Here is a 19,203-nt window from a genome sequence, read left to right on the forward strand (position 1 = left end):
GTTTTTTCGGCGCGATTTGGCATCGGTCCTGGGGATAAATCGCGGCAAACCCGCATTCCAGGCCGTTTGTCATCCGTCGGATGGTCATGACCATCGGTCGGAATCCGGATCATCCAAGCTCGCTATCAGGGCTCATGTCGGTTTTTTTACGGCTGTTCCAGGCCCCCCTGGATATTCCTGTGGCTATCACACTTCCCTTTGCCGATTCAATCCGTTATTATCCCCGGCGTTAGTACCAAGCTGAAAGTCAATTCTGGTCGAACAAATCCCCCCGGACTGCCTTCCCGATGGAAGCCCAACCGATAAAAGCGGGATCGACCACCTCGATGGTTTCCAGGTAAATCTTGCGTCAACACAGCCTTTGAATCGAAAGCAAAGGGTGTTGCCAGGCTCGCTTACTCTGACCGAACCAACCTGCAAATTGATCAGGATCCTCACCCCGGGCCCAGAACCTTAGCCCTTGATGTGTTGCCTGCCCTCCTAAGTACCTACCTGCCAGCCCAAGCGCGCCAATTTATCAGCGCTTCAAACTGGCTGCTTTGTTCCAGTCAGGTTCTTCGCTCGACCAACGGTGGTCGTCGTCACTGGAACGTTTTAATTTTGCACGGCTCTTATCCGTGTCGCTTGTAGGAACACCATGACTATGTCTACTCAAATCCATGCACAGGATGCCATCCGCACCCTAACCAACGCTTTTGCACCAATGAACTGCCTGATCATGGCCGCTCGCAAAGGCTGCTTCAGTTTTACCCTGGTCAACGAACACGGCATCGCCCGACACAGCGAACGCCTGTACCCCGATCAATACTCCAGCGCTGAACCGCTGCAGGCCGTGATCGAACGTACTCGTCAGGCACTGGTTGCCTGAGACGCCAGCAAGGCTGAAATACCAAAAGCCCCGCTCTCAAAAGCGGGGCTTTTTGTTGCCTGAAATTTCAGTTTGCCCGCACAGCGGTTAAGCACCAACCGATATAACGGTTATAACTGGAAGCTGGAAATATTTTAAAAACAGTCCTTTACGCAGCGAATATGACACTACACTTCAACTCAAGCGGCTTGATCCGCTTTCGGCGAGCCTGATTCGATCCATTGCTGCCAAGGCCCTGTTCAGGTATCGCCGTCCAATTCATGGTTTCGAGGGTTTTATGGGTATCGCTGCCAGCGAACTGTGCCGTTATGTGATTCGTCCGACGCTGATCTACCTTGGACGCCATAGCGCAACTGCCGAATCCCTGCTGCTGGGCATTGCCGCCAGTCAGTCAGCCCTTGGTTCCGCCCTTCACGACCGCCGTGGCCACGGCCTCTACCGTATCGCCGAACCTCGCCATCAGGCACTTTGGGACCACTACCTGGCGCTCGATCCCGAACGCGCAAGCCTGGTCCGTGGCCTCGCCAGCCAACATGCCTTTCTCAGTGGCCCGCACGTCGAATTGACCGTCAACCTGCGTTACGCCACCGCCATCGCCTGGCTGATGGTCGAAGAACAGAACACCCCGCTCCCCGAAGCAGACGACCTGCTGGGAATGGCCCGAATCTGGCGCCAGACCTTCCAGCCCCAAGGTCGCCTGAGAGACTTCACCTTCGCTTGGCAAACCTGTGTATCACCACTGAATCAGGTTGCCTGCTGACACACTCTGGATCCAAAGATCGCACAATACGCTGCGAATCTGGTCGGATTGTCCTACAAAACCGCTCTAAATCAAGCCATACAGCCTATAGCGCTGGGACGAAAATGTTGGTAATTTTCGCCCCGGTGATCACCAGGAGTTCTAATAATGAAAAAAGTAATGCTCAAAACCACCATTAGTCTCGCCGTTGCCATGGCATCCACCCAGATCTTCGCAAGTGGCTTTGCCCTCAACGAACAAAGCATCAGCGGGATGGGTACTGGTTTTGCCGGGCGATCTTCCGTTGCCGACGACGCATCCACACTTGTGGGCAACCCTGCGGGCATGTCCCGCCTCAAGCGTGAACAAGTAACCGGTGGTGTTGCATTCATCGACGCACACACCGACATCAGCGATGCCAGCTCCCGTCCGAATGGCGGCACCAACAAAGGTGACATGGTCCCTTTCATGGGCGTGCCGATGGGCTATTACGTCAAGCCCCTCGATGACCAATGGGCAGTCGGTTTCGGTGTCTATGCACCGTTCGGCCTGGTAACCGATTATGAAAACGGCTTTGCCGGCCGCTACTTCGGCAGCAAGAGCGAAGTCAAAATCATCACCCTGCAGCCAACCGTCAGCTACGCCTTCAACGACAAGGTGTCGATCGGTTTCGGCCCGACCATCAACCGTATCGACGGCAAGCTGGAATCCAACCTGTCGCTGGACCCGCGCGCACCGGATGGTGAAGTCAAGATCAAGGGTGACGACACGGCTCTGGGCTACAACATCGGTATCCTGGTGCAAGCCACCGACAGCACTCGCGTCGGCCTGACCTACCACTCGAAAGTGAAGTACAAGCTCGACGGTGACACCAAGGTCAACTACGGCCTGCTCGGCGCCCTGGGCCAGAATCCGAACCAGAAGTTCGATGCTTCCCTGGACCTGACCACGCCCGAGTCGGTTGACTTCTCGGTTACCCACCAGCTCGACGACCAGTGGACTCTCTATGCAGGCAGCACCTGGACTCGCTGGAGCCGCCTGAAAGAAATCACCGTGGAAAACGAAGGCGTTCCTGCTGCCCTGGCCGCACGTGGTCTTGGCACCATCACCGAAGAACAGAACTGGCACGACACCTGGGCTCACGCCATCGGTGCTTCGTATCAGCTGAACAAGCAGTGGGTACTGCGCACCGGTTTCTCGGTTGACCAGGCACCAACCAACAACGAAAACCGCTCCCCACGCATCCCGACGGGCGATCGCAAGATTTTCAGCCTGGGCGCCGGCTGGAGCCCGACCGACGACCTGACCATCGACGTGGCGTACTCCTACCTGTGGGAAGAATCGGTCAACGTCAACAACAGCAATGGCCGTCAGGCCTACAGCGCCAAGTATGAAAACTCGGCGAACGGTTTCGGTGTCGGTGCGACCTACCGTTTCTGATAATTCGCGGCGAGCCTGACCCCTCGCCCGCGCAATCAAAAAAAGCCCCGCGCTCTGGTACAGAGGCGGGGCTTTTTTGTGGCTGTCGATCAGGGAGCGGAGGCCAGGGGTGGCGAGGCCAGAGCCTTTTCCACTGCGGCGATGAAGTCGGGATCGTCAGGCTTGGTCAAGCTGGAGAAGCTGGCGACCACCTTGCCTTGACGGTCGACCACGTATTTGTAGAAATTCCATTTCGGCGGATTTTCGGACTGTTTGCCGAGTACCTTGAACAAGTTCGTGGCATCGTCGCCCCGGACTTTCTGTGGCTCGGTCATGGTGAACGTCACGCCGTAGTTGACGTAGCAGACCTTGGCAGTCTCGGCACCGTCCTTGGACTCCTGTTTGAAGTCATTGGACGGCACACCGATCACTTCCAAGCCTTGTTCCTTATAGCGCTGATTGAGCGCCTCAAGACTTTTGAACTGCGGGGCGAAACCACAGAAGCTCGCTGTATTGACCACCACCAGCGGCTTGCCGGCGAAGCGCTGGCACAGGTCGATGGACTCATTGGAACGCAGCTTGGGCAACGAGCCCTGTAGCAGCGCCGGGCACTCTGCCGCTTGAGCCAATCCGGTAAACGCTACCAGTAACGCGGGAACTGCCAACCAGCGCATCAGCATATCGGTGCTTCCTTGAGTGATTCGGGTGACATCGAAGTTACTCGTCCTACCCTCCCGCTAGCAAGCGTCCTAACACGCCCCCATGCCCAATTGCATCAACGCCAGGCCGCCCTGATGCCAACCCCACCAGGCCACAGCGAGCAACCCGGCGCAGACGGCAAGAATGGTGATACGTGGCCAGAGACTGTTCATGTCGTGCTCATTTGCGTTTGCAGGCGCGCAACCGGTCGCTCACGCACCGGCCAGTTCAGCGCGGCGGCCATCAGGCTCAGAAGAATCGCGACCTGCCAGATCAAGTCATAGCTCCCGGTCCGGTCGTACACCACCCCGCCCAACCAGCCGCCAAGGAACGAACCCAGTTGATGAAAGAGAAAAACGATGCCTCCGAGCATGGACAGGTTTCGTACGCCGAACAAGGTTGCGACGGTGCCGTTGGTCAGTGGCACCGTCGACAACCACAGGAAGCCCATGGCCATGCCGAACAGGTACGCCGTCGTCGTGGTCACCGGCGCCCACAGGAACAGCGCGATCACCACGGCCCGCAACAGGTACAAACCGGTAAGCAAACGCGGCTTGGACATGCGCCCGCCGAGCCAGCCGGCGGTGTAGGTGCCGAAGATATTGAATAAGCCAATCAACGCCAGAACAGTCGTACCGACGGTGGCAGGCAGATGCTGATCGACCAGATACGCTGGCAAGTGCACGCCGATAAAGACCACTTGAAAACCACAGACAAAGAAACCGAATGCCAGCAGCCAGAACCCGGAGTGAGAACAGGCCTCACGCAGTGCTTCCGAGAGGGTTTGCTCATGGCCAAGCACTGGCAATGGCTTGTCCTTGAGCATGCTCACCAGCGGCACGATCAGCGCCACCAACAGCCCCAAGGCCAGCAGCGCCGCTGACCAACCGAGCCAGCCAATCAATCCGAGCGTGCCGGGCAGCATGGCGAACTGACCGAACGAACCGGCGGCGCTGGCAATGCCCATACCCATGCTGCGTTTTTCCGGCGGCACTGCGCGCCCGACCACCCCGAGAATCACTGAAAATGAGGTACCCGACAGACCAATCCCGATCAGCAGACCGGCGCTCAGGGACAAGGTCGCCGGCGAATCCGACAGGCCCATGAACACCAGGCCCAGGGCGTACAGCACACCGCCGATGAGCACGACTTTCGCCGCGCCGAAGCGATCGGCCAACGCGCCAGTAAAGGGCTGTGCGAGTCCCCAGATCAGGTTTTGCAGGGCGATGGCGAAGGCAAACACCTCGCGTCCCCAGCCGAATTCGGCACTCATCGGCGCCAGGAACAGCCCGAAGCCATGCCGCACCCCCAGAGACAACGCAAGAATCAGCGCACTCCCCAACAGAACCCAACCACATGTACGCCACATCGATGTCATTATTGTTCTCCGGTCGCGGGTATATACCCGCTTAAGATCGAACAAACTGGCATCAAGCCAGTTCATCCAGCAACTTCAGTAATGTTTCGCGCTTTTCAGCGCCCAGGCGATCGATCAAGCGCTGTTGCGCTGCCTCCCACGCCGGCAGGGCTGCTTTTAAACGCTCTGCTCCGGCTTCGGTCAGCCTGACGATGCGATTGCGCATGTCCTCGCCCTCGACCAGCATCACCAACCCTTCGCCCTCCAGCACACGCAGATTGCGCCCCAGCGTGCTGCGGTCCAGCCCCATCGCTTCGGCGAGGGTGGAAATGCTCGGTTGATCCAGCCGTTGCAAATTACACAGTAAAGAATACTGCGCGACATTGATCCCGAAGCCGTCGAGTGCGCCGTCGTAATGCCTGCTGACGCCACGGGCGGCGCGACGCAGGTTGATACATAAACATTGGGATTCGAGCATGGTGCGTGTATATACCCGCGGTTGTGTTAAATCAAGTCGCATGATGGGTGACGTTCAGAAAAACGCCAAGCCCACCAGCACTGCAACTTCCAGCAGCTCCAGCAGCGCCCCGGCGGTATCGCCCGTGGTTCCACCCAATCGCCGTAGCATCATCTGCCGCAGCCAGACAAACATTGCCGCCGCCAGGGCCAGCGCCAGAACACCGCCAAACCCCGCAATCAGCACACAGACCACGGCGCTTGTGACCATTATCTGCTTGCCCGCCGAGCGCGGAAGATGATCGGCGAGCGCCTGGCCCAAACCGCCTGCGCGCACATAAGGGGTGGTCAGGAACAACCCCAGCAACGCAGTTCGGCCGATCAGGGGCACGATGATCAGGGCCAGCGCATGGGACTGCTCGATCAGCGCCAGCAACGCGCAGAATTTCAGCAGCAACACCAACACCAGCGCCACCACCGCGATCGGACCGCTGCGCGGATCTTTCATGATCGTCAACGTCCGTTCGCGATCACCAAAACCGCCCAGCCAGGCATCGGCACTGTCGGCCAGGCCATCCAGGTGCAACGCTCCGCTGAGCAGGACCCAAGCCGTCAACAACAGGGCCGCATGCAGCAGCAAAGGCGCTCCCAGCATCAGCCAGTTGAACGTCCACAGAATGATGCCGAACAACAACCCCACCAGCGGATAGAACAACAGCGAGCGTCCCAGCTGCTCAGGCGTCGGCATTCCCGGCAGACGGATCGGCAGACTGCTGAGGAATTGCAGGGCGATCCAGAATGGCAACATGCTCAGATCACTTCCCTTAACACGCCATCGGCATCGACCGACAGCGAGAACAACGCACCATGACCGACCTCGACACCCAGCAATTGCTCGCGCGGCAATCCCCGTGCCTGGGCCAGCAGCAGACGCATGACGCCGCCATGGCTGATCAGCAACACCCGTTCACCGGCGTAGGCGGCCTGCAACCTCGCCACGGCGGCAAGCACCCTGGCAGAAAAATCCGCAACCGGCTCACCGTCCGGAGGGGTAAACGCATAGGGATCAGCCCAAAATAGCCCCAGGGCCTGCGCATCGGTTTTCATCAATTCGGCGGCGCTCTGCCCTTCCCAAGCGCCGAAATGCAGTTCCTGCAGATCTTTTTCCAGCGTGACCGGCAAAGCCAATCGCTCACCGAGCTCATGGGCGAACCGCGCACACCGCTGCAATGGCGAGCTGACCAGGCGATCCCACGGTCCCTGACTGAGCACCGCCGCGCGCATTTGCGCCCATCCCGTCTCGGTCAGCGCATCGTCGAGGCTGCCGCGCAGGCCGCCGCTGAGTTCGGTTTCACCGTGACGCAACAGATCCAGGTGCAAAGTCATGCCGGACGATCCGCCACGGCAGCCTCGGCGAAGGTCGCCATCTGCCCGTGCAGATCACACGCCAGGCGCAGCAACGGCACCGCCAACGCGGCACCACTGCCCTCGCCCAGTCGCAGTCCGAGATCGAGCAACGGTTCGGCATTCAGCGTTTCCAAAACATGCCGATGACCCGGCTCGGCGCCACGATGAGCGAACAAAAGCCACGGACGGCATTGCGGGTTCAAACGCACCGCGACCAATGCCGCAACGCTACAAATGAACCCGTCCACCAGCACCGCGATACCCGCCTGGGCGCAGGCCAGATAAGCCCCGACCAACGCTGCAACTTCAAAACCGCCGAGGTTGAACAGGGTGAGCAAGGCATCGCCACGTTGAGCGGCGTGCAACGTCAACGCCCGCTCGATCACTTGAGCCTTATGGCTGACACCTTGTGCATTCAACCCGGTGCCCGGCCCGGTCAGGTGCATCACCGGACAATCGAGCAAGGCACAGGCCAAGGCGCTGGCGGCGGTGGTATTGCCGATGCCCATCTCGCCACCGATAAACAGTTGCGCGCCCGTCGCGATGGCACGCAACACGCTGTCGCGACCGGCCTGCAATGCAAGTTCGCCTTGCGCCTGAGTCATCGCCGACCCTTGTACGAAATTCGCCGTGCCAGGGCCGATGTTCAGATGACGTACGTTCGGCAGATTCAACGACGGCGTTACGGTGCCGAGATCGACCACTTCCAGGGATGCACCCAACTGTCGCGCCAACACGCTGATCGCCGCACCACCGTTGACGAAGTTGTGCAGCATTTGCCCGGTGACTGCCTGGGGGTACGCCGACACACCCTCGGCGACCACGCCATGATCACCGGCGAAAATCGCAATCCACACTTGATCCAGGCCGGGTTTCACCTGCCCTTGCAGGCCGGCCAGCTGAACAGCCAGCGACTCGAGCTGACCGAGGGAACCGGCCGGTTTGGTCAGTTGCTGTTGCCGCGCTTGCGCCAGTTCGAGCACTTGGGTGTCGAGCGGTTTGCACGGGGCCAGCCACCAGGATGAGGTCATAACGCAGTTCCTTTCAGAGTCAGGGGCAAGCCGGCAACGGTCAGGACGACTCGCTGACAGCGTTCGGCCAGAGCTTGATGCAGCCAACCGGCTTCATCGACAAAGCGGCGAGTCAATTCGCCCAGCGGCACGACACCCATTCCGGTCTCGTTGCTGACAAAAATGATTTCACCCGGCAGCGACACCAGGCACTCCAGCAAGGCATCACGTTCGGCGCAAACGCGCTCAGCGTCGTCGAGCATCAGCAGGTTGGTCAGCCACAGCGTCAGGCAATCCACCAACAGGCAATGATCGGCGCGCGCGTTTTCCCGCAGGACGCGGGCCAGTTGCAGCGGTTCTTCAATGAGGTTCCACTCGGCTGGGCGACGGGCGCGGTGATGGGCGACCCGCTCATTCATTTCACCATCAAGCGGCTGGCTGGTAGCGATGTAGGTCACCGGCAATTGGCTGTCAGCCGCCAGTTTTTCGGCCAGGCGACTTTTGCCGGAGCGGGCGCCGCCGAGGATCAGTTGCAGCATGGTTACTTCCTATAAATATTGGTGAATCGACTGACGTCATCGCGGGCAAGCCTTGCTCCTACAGTTTTGTGTCAACCACACAATTGCGGCTCGCCGCGAAATTGTCGGAGCAAGGCTTGCCCGCGATGAGGCCAGCACAATCACCTCAGATCCCACAGAGATCGCGCAGCAGCGCGGTATCCAAATGCTTCTCCACCAAATCCGCCAGCCGCTCGATATCGCGCTCGCGCAAACCGTGGTAATCGACGTCCTGCACGTTCTGCAAACCCGCCCAGCGCAGCAGCGCACTGCAAGCGGCCGGTGATTCGAACAGGCCATGCAGATAAGTACCGAGAATTTGCCCGTCGACGCTCCGGGCACCGTCGCAACGACCGTCGTCGAGTTGCACCGCCGCATTTTCCAGCGCCGGCCCGGTGGTCACGCCCGCATGAATTTCATAGCCGACGACTTCAGCATTCTCCAACGCCAGGCGCCCACGCACATTGCGCAGTTGTTTGTCCTGTTCCAATTGCGTTTCAAATGCCAGCAAGCCCAGACCGGCGCTGGAACCGGGTGCACCCTCCAGGCCCAACGGGTCATGCACTTGCTCGCCAAGCATCTGCAGGCCACCGCAAATTCCCAACACTTTTCCGCCATAGCGTAAGTGCCGAGAGATCGCCGTTTCCCAGCCGTTAGCACGCAGATAGGCGAGGTCACTGCGCACACTTTTCGAGCCGGGCAGAATGATCAGGTCGGCCGGCGCAATCGCCTGACCGGGGCCGATGAATTGCAGGTCGACTTGCGGATGCAGGCGCAGTGGATCGAAATCGGTGTGGTTACTGATACGCGGCAACACTGGCACTACCACTCTCAGGACTTGCTCGGCCTTGTCGGTCTGGCGCTGATCGATGCCGTCTTCGGCTTCGAGGTGCAGGTCCATCACATAAGGCAGCACACCGATCACTGGTTTGCCGGTGCGCTGTTCCAGCCAGTCGAGACCGGGTTGTAGCAGGGCAATGTCACCGCGAAAACGATTGATGATGAAGCCTTTGACCCGTGCCTGTTCGCTCGCCGACAACAGCTCCAGCGTGCCCACCAGATGCGCGAAAACCCCGCCGCGATTGATATCGGCGATCAGCAGCACCGGGCAATCCACTGCTTCGGCGAACCCCATGTTGGCGATGTCGCCGGCACGCAGGTTGATTTCGGCCGGCGAGCCCGCGCCTTCGACCATCACCACTGGATACGCCGCGCTCAATCGTGCGTGCGAGGCCAGCACCGCTTGCATCGCGATAGCTTTGTAGTCGTGATAGGCCACGGCATTCATCGTCGTGACTGCGCGGCCATGGATGATCACCTGCGCGCCGGTATCGCTGTTGGGCTTGAGCAGTACCGGGTTCATGTCGGTGTGAGGTTCGAGGAACGCCGCCTGAGCCTGCACGGCTTGCGCGCGGCCGATCTCGCCACCGTCGGCCGTCACTGCGCTGTTGAGGGCCATGTTCTGCGGCTTGAACGGCACCACACTCACCCCCTGACGTTTGACCCAGCGGCACAGCGCCGTCACCAGGGTGCTTTTGCCGGCATCGGAGGTGGTGCCCTGCACCATCAGCGTGGTCATGGGTGTTCCTTGGATAAAGCAGTGAATGCGGCGTCGAGACGCGCCCAATCGGCTTCATCTCCCGGCAAGCCAAAACGCAGGCTGCTGTTGTGGGTGAACAAGCGCAGCAGAATGCCGCGACGGGCCATGAACTCGTGGAGCTCTTCGGCGCGATCGGTGATCAGCCACTGAAACAGCGCGCAACCACCCTGCGGTTTGAAACCGTGACGCTCGAGCAACGACGCCAACCGCTCGCTGGCCTCTTCGGCCCGTATCCGTTGCTGCGTTTGTCCTTCGGTATCACGCAGGCACGATTGGCCCAACACACGGGTCGGACCGCTGACGGCCCACGGCCCTACCTGTTCAGCGAGTAACTTGAGCAACTTGCGCTCGGCCAGCACAAACCCGAGACGCACGCCGGCCAGGCCAAAAAACTTGCCGAACGAGCGCAGTACGATCAGGCCGACCTGATGGGCAAACGGTGCCAGGCTCAAGTGCGGCGTGTTGTCGATGAACGCTTCGTCCACCACCAACCAGCCTCCGCGTTGCGCTAGGCGCGTGTGCCAGTCCAGCAATCGGGCGGGCGTCAGGCTCAGCCCGGTAGGATTGTTCGGGTTGACCACCACCAGCACGTCGAGGCTGTCGAGGAAGAAATCGACTTCCTGTTCCAGCACTTCTCGCACGATGTAGCCGTTGCGACGCCAGGCTTCGGCATGTTCGGCGTAACACGGCGACAGTACGCCAACCTTGCCGACCCGCCGCAAACGCGGCAGCAGCTGGATAGCCATTTGCGAACCGGCCACTGGCAATGCCTGCAAGGTGCCGTAGTAATCGCAGGCGGCCTGCTCCAGGCCATCGTCGGCCTCTGGCAACCGCGCCCAGGCGCGCAGCGGGATATCGGGGACTGGAAACGGCCAGGGCGCGAGACCGCTGGACAAATCGAGCCAATCGGCTTCCTCGATGCCGTATTCGAGCGCCGCCTTGCGCAACCGTCCACCGTGTTCAAGCATAAAATTCAGCCCCCACGCAGAGAATCAGCAGCCATAACCATACGCCGCGCTGGACCAATTGCCAGCCACGGTCGATGGAGTCCGCGTCCGCCGGCGCACCTTCGCCCAGTTGCGGACGCTCATGCAGTTCGCCGTGATAAATCGCCGGCCCGCCCAATTCGACGCCCAGCGCGCCGGCCCCCGCCGCCATCACCGGACCCGCATTCGGGCTGTCCCAGGTTGGTCCCTGGGTACGCCAGCATTTCCAGGCCAGTCGGGTTTTGCCGAGCAGCGCGTAGGTCATCGCCACCAGACGCGCAGGAATGTAATTGAGGATGTCATCGATCTTTGCCGCGGCCCATCCGAAACGCTCGAAGCGTTCGTTGCGATAACCCCACATCGCATCCAGCGTATTGCTCAAACGGTAGAGCACTACGCCCGGCGCACCGGCCACGGCGAACCAGAACAAGGCGGCGAACACCGCGTCGCTGCCGTTCTCCAGTACCGATTCGGTGGCGGCACGGGCGACTTCGGTTTTGTCCAGCTCACTGGTTTTGCGGCTCACCAGATAACTCACGCGTTTGCGTGCTTCTTCAAGATCATCGCTGCGCAGGGCTTTTGCTACAGGTTCGACGTGCTCACCGAGGCTGCGCATGCCGAGGGCGCAATACAGCGCGAGAATCTCGACGATCCAGCCGACATAAGGCGCCCAGGAAAAGGCCGTGGCCAACAATGTCAGCGGCAACACGGCGATCACCCACGCCGTCACGCCATGGCTGCGCCAGCCACGGCCACCGCCATTGAAACGTTGCTCGATGCGCTCGGCAAAACGGCCGAACGCCACCAGCGGATGCCAGCGTTTGGGTTCGCCCAGCAGCGCATCCAGCGCCACTGCGGCGACACTCAATAACGCCACACTCATTGACTCACTCCCCAATAATTTTCGTACAACATTTCGCTTAGCGGACGTTCCTGCGCCCAGCCTTCGAGCACCAGCATCGGCGCCGGATAGAACGCCCTGACCGGCCCCAGGCACAGGATCGCCAACGGCTTGGCACCGGCGGGCAAGCCCAGCAGGTCGGCGAGCGCCTGCGGTTCGAACAATGAAACCCAGCCCATGCCCAATCCTTCGGCACGGGACGCCAGCCACAGGTTCTGGATCGCGCAGGACAACGACGCCAGGTCCATTTCCGGCAAGGTGCGGCGACCGAAGATGTGCCGCTCGCGGCCATCCATCAGTGCGGCCACCAGCACTTCGGCACACTCGTTGATGCCTTCGACCTTGAGCTGCATGAACTCGTCGGTGCGCTCACCGAGAGCCTCGGCGGTACGCACACGTTCGTCTTCCACCAGTCGCTGGATCTTGCCGCGCAAATCTCGATCGCTGATGCGGATGAAACGCCAGGGCTGCATCAGGCCGACACTGGGCGCCTGATGCGCGGCTTCGAGCAGACGCCGAAGCAATTCGGGTTCGACAGTACCGCCGCTGAAGTGGCGCATGTCGCGGCGTTCGGCGATGGCGCGATAAACCGCTTCGCGTTCGACGTCGGAAAAGGCGTTGTCGGTCATGGCCTCTTCGCTGGCAAGCCAGCTCCCACAGGGAATTGCATTTTTCCAGGTATCACACCGCTCACTGTGGGGGCTGATTTGTCGGGTCGCCGCATCGCAGCGATAGCGGTTTCAAGGTCAGGCGCAAACAATGCGGCGACTGCCGATGGGTTGGACGGAAAATAAAAATGCACATACGACGCTGTCATCCGCCCCTCGCGGAAAACCGCCTCCGCCCCGCGCCCGCCGTTAGGGCTCAGGCCACGGGCAATCGGCGTCAAATCGGTGGTCGTCAGCGAGTGGTGATACGTATGTCCACGCAGCGAACCCTCCGGCAACTCGACCGCTTGCAAGGCCAGCGCGGCGAGGCGCTTTTGCATCACCGCGTCACCGCTGAGCAAACCGACCAGCTCGGCGCGCGTGCCTTCGACGTCGGTCAACGAATCGAGCAGATAAAGCATGCCGCCACATTCGGCCAGCAGGGGCTTGCCCGCGGCATGGTGCGCGCGGATGGCGTTCAGCATCGAAGTATTTTGCGCCAATGCCACATGGTGCAATTCCGGATAACCACCGGGCAGATACAGGCTGTCGGCCTGCGGCAAATCGGCATCGCGAATCGGCGAGAAAAACCGCAACTCGGCACCCATCGCCCGCAACAGATCGAGGCTGGCACCATAGGTAAAGGCAAAGGCTTCGTCCCGGGCCACGGCAATCCGCACACCGGCCAACAACGGTTCGGCCGCGATCAGGTCGGGCGCCGCGAATTCCACGGCCGGCGGCAACGCCACTTCGCAACTGCTGGCCAGGGCATCGGCGGCAGCATCCAGACGCACATCGAGATCATTCAACTCGCTGGCCTGTACCAGCCCCAGGTGCCGACTCGGCAATTCGATCCCGGTTTCCCGGGACAAGGCGCCGTACCAGCGCAAGCCTTCGGTCAGGCTGCCTTCGAGCAATTGCGCGTGACGCAGGGTGCCGACACGATTGGCCAGAACCCCGGCAAACGGCAAGTCCGCCTGATAGCGCGCCAGCCCGAGGGCCAGCGCACCAAAGGTCTGGGCCATGGCGGTGCCGTCGATCACAGCGAGCACCGGCACACCGAAGTGCCGTGCCAGATCGGCACTCGACGGCGTGCCGTCGAACAACCCCATCACGCCTTCGATCAGGATCAGATCGGCGTCAGCCGCGGCTTCCCACAACAGCCGACGACTTTCCTGCTCGCCGACCATCCACATGTCCAGTTGATAAACCGGCGCACCGCTGGCGCGCTCGAGAATCATCGGGTCGAGAAAGTCCGGGCCGCATTTGAACACCCGCACCTTACGCCCCTGATTGCGATGCAAACGGGCCAGCGCCGCGGTGACCGTGGTCTTGCCCTGACCGGAGGCCGGCGCGGCAATCAGTACCGCCGGGCATTGACGAGCGCTATTCATACAGGGCGGCTCACAGCTCAACGCCTTTTTGCGCTTTGATGCCGGCCTGGAAGGCGTGTTTGATCATGCCCATTTCGGTGACGGTGTCGGCCAGCTCGATCATCTCAGGCTTGGCGCCGCGACCGGTCACCACCACGTGCTGCATCGCCGGGCGCGCCTGCAAATCACTGAGCACCTGGTCCAGATCGAGATACCCGTGCTTGAGGGCGATGTTCAGTTCGTCCAGCACCACCAGGCCGATGGACGGATCACGCAGCAGTTCCTGCGAAACAGCCCAGGCCGCTTCGGCCGCGGCGATATCACGCTGGCGATCCTGGGTTTCCCAGGTGAAGCCCTCGCCCATCACATGAAATCGCACCTGCTCGGGAAAACGTCGGAAGAACAATTCTTCGCCGGTGCTGTTACGCCCTTTGATGAACTGCACCACGCCACACTGCATGCCATGGCCCATGGATCGCGCAAGCATGCCGAACGCCGAGCTGCTCTTGCCTTTGCCGTTACCGGTCAGCACCAGCAACAGCCCGCATTCATTCGGGGAATTGGCGATACGTTCGTCGATCACAGCTTTTTTGCGCAGCATGCGCGCCAGATGACGTTCGTCACGATCAGGGGTATCAGTCATGGGGGAGCTCTCCGTTGAGGCATGAATAACGGCGGGCAGGCACAAGAATAGACGGCAAGAAGCCTGGCATCGCCCACCGTGATGCCGCTTGGATGAATCAGGCCGGTCTCCGGACTCATGAGCGGCTTGCGCCTGACTGCGCGCCTTCCCATGTCAGTCGACACAGTGGCTAAAGGCGCAGTCTTTCACTCATTTACCGTTGCGGGGGCAGCGTCGGGATTGCGGCTCATCACCCTTGATGCGCTCGCTCACCGACTTCCCTGTTTCACTCTGTCGACCCGAGCCACAGAGCACCTGAAACAAGCCGCGAAGGTTAGAGGGTTGGGGGTGGAGCGTCAATTGAAGACAGGGCGCACAAGTGAATAACTACCAGCGATCAATAATCTGATGGCGATCTTGTGCCACACTCTCAGCAGTGATATCAAAGAGCCATAACACCACACAATAATAAGGGTGAGCACCATGCAAGGCTTGATCATCAGCAATCCGAAGCTGGAATTCCTGCGACCGGTGCTGGAGCGCTGGTTTGACTGCATCGATCGCTACAACGCTGTACGCGGCGACAATGAAACGCCCTATTGGCTGGACGAAAAAGCCAACCTAGGCCTGCTCTCCTCCGCGGCCTGGATGGCCGAGATGATTACCCTCCAGCAATCGCCCACCCGCAAACAGATAGAAGAAGGCGAGCGCAACGGCCGGGCCGACCTGTTCATCGCCACCACCGAAACCCGCGCCTGGCTCCAGGCCACTCAGCGCTGGCCACGGGTCAACAATCTGAACCTCGCCCAGGCGCTGCAAGACATCACCAGCGAGGCCAAACGCATCAGCTACGCCAGCGACCTGAAGCTTGGCTGCCTGTTCGTGGCGCCGCATAAAACCCAGCATGGCGCCACACCCGAAGAGCTCCAGGACATGGTCGACGACCTGCAAAAGGAACACACCTGCGCGGTGGCCTGGTATTTCCCATACGCCTATCGCAAGTTGCACAACGAAGCGGGCCAGTATCATCCCGGCATCGCGGTGCTGTTCAAGGAGGCTCGCGGCTGAAGCGTTGAACCATCCGGCATCCCGGCTTCTCTATGATTAAATCAAGGCATGCATAGGGAAGATCAGCAATGCGCAAACCTCAATACGTTCTCGTTATCGCGCTCGCCGGAGGGCTCGTCGCTTGTGGTGAAACCTCCAGACTGCAAGTCTCCGACGGCACCGGCCCGTCACCCAAGTTGCCCGAACCCAACAAAACACTGTTCCCGACGATGAACATCGCCCCGGCCATTGGCTGGCCGGAGGGCGTAAAACCCGTAGCGGCCAGCGGCACTCAAGTCGCCGCATTCGCCGATAATCTCGACCATCCACGCTGGCTGTATGTATTGCCCAATGGTGACGTACTGGTCGCTGAAACCAATGCCCCGCCCAAGCCCGATGACAACAAAGGCGTGAAGGGCTGGATCACCAAGAAAGTCATGGCCCGCGCCGGGGCGGGTGTACCAAGTGCGAATCGCATCACACTGCTCAGAGACAAGGACCACGATGGCGTCGCCGAAACCCGCACGGTCTTCCTGGAAAACCTCAATTCGCCCTTCGGCATGACGCTGGTGGGTAACGACCTTTACGTGGCCGACACTGATCGCCTGCTGCGCTTCCATTATGAAAACGGCGACACGACGATCAAGTCGCAGCCGATCAAAGTGGTCGACCTGCCCGGCGGCACGCTGAATCACCACTGGACCAAAAATGTCATTGCCAGCCGGGACGGCAGCAAGTTGTACGTGACGGTCGGTTCCAACAGTAATGTCGGCGAAAACGGCATGGATCAGGAGCAAGGACGCGCGGCCATCTGGGAAGTGGACCGCGCCACCGGCAATCACCGGATCTTTGCTTCTGGCCTGCGCAATCCCAATGGCATGGCTTGGGAGCCGCAAAGCGGGGCGCTGTGGACGGCAGTCAACGAGCGAGATGAAATCGGTAGCGATCTGGTGCCCGATTACATCACTTCCGTGAAGGACGGCGGCTTTTATGGCTGGCCGTTCAGCTATTACGGCCAGCACGTAGACGTACGCGTCGAACCGCAAAACCCCGATCTGGTCGCCAAGGCCATTGCGCCGGATTACGCCGTCGGCCCGCACACCGCCTCGCTCGGCCTGACGTTCGCCGAAGGCAACACGTTGCCGGCGCAATTCAAGGAAGGTGCCTTTATCGGTCAGCACGGCTCCTGGAACCGCAAGCCGCACAGCGGTTACAAAGTGATTTTTGTGCCATTCAACGCTGGCAAGCCAACGGGACAACCGATTGATGTGCTCACCGGTTTCCTCAACGAAGATGAGAAAGCCATGGGCCGGCCAGTGGGTGTGGTGATCGATCAGCAAGGAGGCCTGCTGGTGGCCGATGATGTGGGGAACAAGGTTTGGCGGGTGTCTGCGACCCAGTAAACGTCCCCAAGCCTGTGATCTCTAGCGTTTACGGCAGAGCGTGAGCCCATCCCCCAGCGGCAACAATGACAGATCAACCCTCGCGTCATCCTTCAACGCTCGATTGAGCGTTTGAATGGCGCGGGTGTCTGCGCTTTCGGGGTTGTCCTCAAGTACCCGGCCGCTCCACAGGGTATTGTCGAATACCGCCAGCCCGCCAGTACGCAGCAAGCGCAATGCGTGCTCCAGATAGGCTGGGTAGTTCGCCTTGTCGGCATCGATGAAAATCAAATCGAATTCGCCAGGCTGATCGAGTTTGCCGAGCGTCTCCAGCGCAGGCGCCAGACGCAGATCGATGCGCTTGGCCAGCCCGGCTTCCTGCCAATAGCGACGCGCGATGGCGTTGTAATCCCCAGGAATGTCACAACAGATCAGTGCCCCGTCTTCAGGCAAGGCTGCAGCCATGCACAGGGCGCTGTATCCGGTGAAGGTGCCGATTTCCAGCACTCGTCGTGCTCCAGTGAGTTTCACCAGTAACGCGAGGAACTGTCCCTGCTCGGGCGCTACCTGCCAGCGCGCCATCGGCAATGCCTGGGTTTCGTCACGCAAACGCTTGAGCAGCGGCATCTCGCGCAGGGACACATCGAGCAGATATTGATACAGCGCATCGTCGAGATTAAGCGTGCGAGCAGTCATATCGACAACCTCAAGCCATCAGGGATTGCGCGCCAGATGTTCTGGCTGCAGAACGCGCTTGGCACTCAGGTAGGCTTTCTGCCAATACGCTTTGGACAGGCTATCGAGCTTGACCGTGCCACCCGTGGCGGGCGCATGGACGAAACGGCCTTCGCCCACGTAAATCCCGGCATGGCTGACCTGGGAACCGCCATTGGTGGCAAAGAAGATCAGGTCACCGGTCTGCAAACCTTCCTTGCCGACATTGGCCGCCTGCATGGAGATCATCTCGCGCGTGGTGCGCGGCAAGGAAATTCCGGTGACATCACGGTACACATAGCCGATCAAGCCACTGCAATCAAAGCCCGAATCCGGCGTGTTGCCGCCCCAGCGATAGGGCGTGCCTACCAGGCCCAACGCGCGAAACAGCACGTCTTGCGCTTCTGGCGAAAAAGCCTGGGAGGGACCGAATACGATTGGAGCACGAACCACCGGCGCTGGTGGCGGTGTGCGGCTGGCGCAAGCGCTGAGCAGTGCCGCGATAAAGATGATTGCGAGGCGGGCCGACATCGTCATAAGCAAAGCATCCTGATCTGGCTGCGGCTTTTTTCTGCCGGGACGCAGAAAAGAAAACCGCCTGCGCAGTACGCAGGCGGTTTGCCATCATTGATTGATCAGAATTCTAGCGCTTATCAGGCAAACTTCAAGTAAGACTTTAAGTTCGCCTTACAAAAAGTCCGTTTACTTGCGTGCGGTGACGATCGGAGCGGCACCGGGGGCCATGGCAAGTGCACGCTTGGCTTCGATGAAGGTCTTGCTCCAGTAGCTGTCGCCCAGGCTATCGATCCGCACACCACCGCTGCGGCGGCTGCTGGAGTGGATGAACTGGTTGTCCCCCAGATAGATCCCGGCATGGCTGACACGACCACGGCGGCCATTGGTTGCGAAGAACAGCAGATCGCCCGGTTCGAGCTTGCTGCGCGAAACCAGTGGCGCGTCAACGTTGATCATTTCACGAGTCGAGCGCGGCAAGTTCATGCCGGCCTCTTCACGGAACAGGTAACCGATGAAACCGCTGCAATCGAAACCGGCTTCAGAGGTACCACCAAAACGGTAACGGGTACCGATCAGCGACATGCCGCGTTCGAGAATGCTGTCTGCCAGAACCGGCAGCTGGTAGGACTTGCCATCGGCGAAGTTGGCCAGTTCTTTTTCGGTGGCGACTTCTTCTTGATAAAGAGCTTCCTGATAACGAGCGGAAGCTTGGGCAGTAACAGAGTTTTGAACCTGCTGTTGTTGCTGCTGGGACACCGGAGTATGGGCAGCGCAACCGAACAACAGGGTAACGAGTGCGAGGGGCACGAGGGGTGCAAAGCGATTTAGCATGGGCACGACCGTGGCTGATAGTTGTAAAGAAGCCGAGACTATGCCCGCTATCAACCTCATTTGCAAATTCAA

22 protein-coding genes and 1 riboswitch are annotated in these 19,203 nt (G+C 60.1%); of the genes, 5 read left to right on the forward strand and 17 right to left on the reverse strand.

The window, feature by feature from the left end:
* Window positions 1-643 precede the first annotated feature (643 nt).
* From ASD60_RS04945 to ASD60_RS04955, 3 genes are all read left to right on the forward strand, one after another.
* Window positions 644-868, forward strand: a complete 225-nt coding sequence (locus tag ASD60_RS04945) for a hypothetical protein (RefSeq protein ID WP_003204606.1) — start codon at window positions 644-646, stop codon at window positions 866-868.
* Window positions 869-1,145: 277 nt separating this feature from the next.
* A complete protein-coding gene (locus ASD60_RS04950; protein ID WP_056852925.1) occupies window positions 1,146-1,628 on the forward strand; it encodes a hypothetical protein in 483 nt (160 codons plus the stop codon).
* Between the two features lie 147 nt (window positions 1,629-1,775).
* Window positions 1,776-3,047 (forward strand): OmpP1/FadL family transporter, encoded by a 1,272-nt coding sequence (locus ASD60_RS04955; RefSeq protein ID WP_056852926.1) that lies wholly within the window; start codon window positions 1,776-1,778, stop codon window positions 3,045-3,047.
* 89 nt (window positions 3,048-3,136) lie between these two features.
* On the opposite strand, the gene ASD60_RS04960 is transcribed toward ASD60_RS04955, so the two are convergent.
* From ASD60_RS04960 to cobO, 14 genes are all read right to left on the reverse strand, one after another.
* Window positions 3,137-3,706: a glutathione peroxidase gene (locus ASD60_RS04960; RefSeq protein WP_056852927.1), complete on the reverse strand. Its 570-nt coding sequence runs from the start codon at window positions 3,704-3,706 to the stop codon at window positions 3,137-3,139.
* 69 nt (window positions 3,707-3,775) lie between these two features.
* On the reverse strand, window positions 3,776-3,898 hold the full coding sequence (locus ASD60_RS29610; RefSeq protein ID WP_269083286.1) for a hypothetical protein: 123 nt from the start codon (window positions 3,896-3,898) through the stop codon (window positions 3,776-3,778).
* Window positions 3,895-5,103, reverse strand: coding sequence for an MFS transporter (locus ASD60_RS04965; protein WP_056852928.1), 1,209 nt, complete (start codon window positions 5,101-5,103; stop codon window positions 3,895-3,897). Before ASD60_RS04965 ends, ASD60_RS29610 begins: the two co-directional genes overlap by 4 nt.
* A gap of 52 nt (window positions 5,104-5,155) precedes the next feature.
* Window positions 5,156-5,560 carry a MarR family winged helix-turn-helix transcriptional regulator gene (locus ASD60_RS04970; protein ID WP_056852929.1) on the reverse strand — a complete coding sequence of 135 codons (405 nt, stop codon included), beginning with the start codon at window positions 5,558-5,560 and terminating at the stop codon, window positions 5,156-5,158.
* A 54-nt stretch (window positions 5,561-5,614) separates the two neighbouring features.
* Complete coding sequence (locus ASD60_RS04975; protein WP_056852930.1) at window positions 5,615-6,346, reverse strand: adenosylcobinamide-GDP ribazoletransferase; 732 nt, start codon at window positions 6,344-6,346, stop codon at window positions 5,615-5,617.
* A 2-nt stretch (window positions 6,347-6,348) separates the two neighbouring features.
* Entirely contained in the window at window positions 6,349-6,924 is a 576-nt protein-coding gene (gene cobC, locus ASD60_RS04980) for an alpha-ribazole phosphatase family protein (protein WP_056852931.1), read from the reverse strand.
* A complete protein-coding gene (cobT, locus tag ASD60_RS04985; RefSeq protein ID WP_056852932.1) occupies window positions 6,921-7,976 on the reverse strand; it encodes a nicotinate-nucleotide--dimethylbenzimidazole phosphoribosyltransferase in 1,056 nt (351 codons plus the stop codon). The genes cobC and cobT overlap by 4 nt, the downstream gene beginning before the upstream one ends.
* Window positions 7,973-8,494: a bifunctional adenosylcobinamide kinase/adenosylcobinamide-phosphate guanylyltransferase gene (gene cobU / locus ASD60_RS04990; RefSeq protein WP_056852933.1), complete on the reverse strand. Its 522-nt coding sequence runs from the start codon at window positions 8,492-8,494 to the stop codon at window positions 7,973-7,975. Before cobU ends, cobT begins: the two co-directional genes overlap by 4 nt.
* Window positions 8,495-8,639: 145 nt before the next feature.
* Complete coding sequence (locus ASD60_RS04995; RefSeq protein WP_056852934.1) at window positions 8,640-10,091, reverse strand: cobyric acid synthase; 1,452 nt, start codon at window positions 10,089-10,091, stop codon at window positions 8,640-8,642.
* A complete protein-coding gene (cobD, locus tag ASD60_RS05000) occupies window positions 10,088-11,080 on the reverse strand; it encodes a threonine-phosphate decarboxylase CobD (RefSeq protein ID WP_056852935.1) in 993 nt (330 codons plus the stop codon). The genes ASD60_RS04995 and cobD overlap by 4 nt, the downstream gene beginning before the upstream one ends.
* Complete coding sequence (gene cbiB, locus ASD60_RS05005; protein ID WP_056852936.1) at window positions 11,073-11,981, reverse strand: adenosylcobinamide-phosphate synthase CbiB; 909 nt, start codon at window positions 11,979-11,981, stop codon at window positions 11,073-11,075. The genes cobD and cbiB overlap by 8 nt, the downstream gene beginning before the upstream one ends.
* Window positions 11,978-12,628, reverse strand: coding sequence for a 5,6-dimethylbenzimidazole synthase (gene bluB, locus ASD60_RS05010; protein ID WP_056852937.1), 651 nt, complete (start codon window positions 12,626-12,628; stop codon window positions 11,978-11,980). The genes cbiB and bluB overlap by 4 nt, the downstream gene beginning before the upstream one ends.
* Window positions 12,625-14,040 carry a cobyrinate a,c-diamide synthase gene (locus tag ASD60_RS05015; protein WP_056852938.1) on the reverse strand — a complete coding sequence of 472 codons (1,416 nt, stop codon included), beginning with the start codon at window positions 14,038-14,040 and terminating at the stop codon, window positions 12,625-12,627. Before ASD60_RS05015 ends, bluB begins: the two co-directional genes overlap by 4 nt.
* 10 nt (window positions 14,041-14,050) lie before the next feature.
* Window positions 14,051-14,662, reverse strand: coding sequence for a cob(I)yrinic acid a,c-diamide adenosyltransferase (cobO, locus tag ASD60_RS05020; RefSeq protein ID WP_056852939.1), 612 nt, complete (start codon window positions 14,660-14,662; stop codon window positions 14,051-14,053).
* An 83-nt stretch (window positions 14,663-14,745) separates the two neighbouring features.
* Window positions 14,746-14,975, reverse strand: a riboswitch (cobalamin riboswitch).
* 149 nt (window positions 14,976-15,124) lie between these two features.
* Between cobO and ASD60_RS05025 the strand changes: the two genes are divergently transcribed.
* Together ASD60_RS05025 and ASD60_RS05030 are read left to right on the forward strand one after the other, a co-directional pair.
* Complete coding sequence (locus ASD60_RS05025) at window positions 15,125-15,709, forward strand: hypothetical protein (RefSeq protein WP_056852940.1); 585 nt, start codon at window positions 15,125-15,127, stop codon at window positions 15,707-15,709.
* Between the two features lie 68 nt (window positions 15,710-15,777).
* On the forward strand, window positions 15,778-17,091 hold the full coding sequence (locus ASD60_RS05030) for a PQQ-dependent sugar dehydrogenase (protein ID WP_056852941.1): 1,314 nt from the start codon (window positions 15,778-15,780) through the stop codon (window positions 17,089-17,091).
* A gap of 21 nt (window positions 17,092-17,112) precedes the next feature.
* Here ASD60_RS05030 and ASD60_RS05035 read toward each other — a convergent pair whose 3' ends face one another.
* From ASD60_RS05035 to ASD60_RS05045, 3 genes are all read right to left on the reverse strand, one after another.
* Complete coding sequence (locus ASD60_RS05035; protein WP_056852942.1) at window positions 17,113-17,766, reverse strand: O-methyltransferase; 654 nt, start codon at window positions 17,764-17,766, stop codon at window positions 17,113-17,115.
* Window positions 17,767-17,784: 18 nt separating this feature from the next.
* On the reverse strand, window positions 17,785-18,321 hold the full coding sequence (locus ASD60_RS05040; protein WP_056852943.1) for a C40 family peptidase: 537 nt from the start codon (window positions 18,319-18,321) through the stop codon (window positions 17,785-17,787).
* Between the two features lie 165 nt (window positions 18,322-18,486).
* Window positions 18,487-19,131 (reverse strand): C40 family peptidase, encoded by a 645-nt coding sequence (locus tag ASD60_RS05045; RefSeq protein WP_056852944.1) that lies wholly within the window; start codon window positions 19,129-19,131, stop codon window positions 18,487-18,489.
* Between the last annotated feature and the right edge of the window lie 72 nt (window positions 19,132-19,203).

The sequence above is a fragment of the Pseudomonas sp. Root562 genome, from assembly GCF_001427125.1.
Lineage (GTDB): Bacteria > Pseudomonadota > Gammaproteobacteria > Pseudomonadales > Pseudomonadaceae > Aquipseudomonas.